The organism is Staphylococcus pasteuri (assembly GCF_030547725.1).
In the GTDB taxonomy this organism is placed as follows: domain Bacteria; phylum Bacillota; class Bacilli; order Staphylococcales; family Staphylococcaceae; genus Staphylococcus; species Staphylococcus pasteuri.
The window spans coordinates 1-253 of record NZ_JAUOQO010000608.1; the positions used below are offsets into that span (position 1 = coordinate 1).

Annotated in this window: 1 protein-coding gene; it reads right to left on the bottom strand. The window is 54.9% G+C overall.

Going from position 1 to position 253, the window contains the following annotated elements; genetic code table 11:
• Positions 1-253, bottom strand: a 253-nt coding sequence (locus Q4528_RS14900) for a hypothetical protein (RefSeq protein WP_303522452.1), incomplete at both ends; no start/stop codon positions are given.

Here is a 253-nt window from a genome sequence, read left to right on the forward strand (position 1 = left end):
TGTTTATGGGATGCCGCGCCCCCAGCTGTATAGGCCCCGCCGTGCAGATACAGGATGACACCATCATTATGTGGACGACCCTGATCACACCAAAGCGCCGGAACCACAGCCGACTTGTGCCCCAATCGCGTGGCCGAAAATTGCATGTCTGAATGGGTCTTATAGGCGATACGGCCATAAATCCCGGACACGAAACGCAAGAGCGGTTGATTGGCCACACAGGCAATCAATGGTTTTTCGAGGTAGCGTACGC